The 306-nt window shown below is 44.8% G+C and carries 1 protein-coding gene; it reads right to left on the bottom strand.

Annotated features, from left to right (window positions below; translation table 11 throughout):
- Nucleotides 1-120: 120 nt before the first annotated feature.
- On the bottom strand, nucleotides 121-306 hold a 186-nt coding region (locus tag HX855_RS33095; protein WP_218644352.1), incomplete at its 5' end, for a hypothetical protein.

A 306-nucleotide genomic window follows, 5' to 3' on the forward strand; every position in this document is an offset into this window, starting at 1 on the left:
TTTTACAGAATGATGGCGGGGAGCAAAATGGGAGTAGATTTGCATTTTATTGCGTTGTAGGGCCATGACTTCATCAGGATATGCATTTTAATGCATAAATATAATCTGCGACAAAGCGGTTTATGCACTATATTGCATTTTTGAGTGACCCAATTCCCCTATAGGTGCATTAAATTGCAGATGGCGACCACCTACCGATTGATGCTTCAGATATTTGCCAACGGCCGTTGGCATGACGCTGTGCGATTGGAATTTACTGAGCCGCAAAAGGGCTTCGACGGGCCTTGTCAGGTTGCTTTTAGGCGG

The organism is Pseudomonas sp. IPO3778 (genome assembly GCF_013386825.1).
GTDB lineage: Bacteria > Pseudomonadota > Gammaproteobacteria > Pseudomonadales > Pseudomonadaceae > Aquipseudomonas.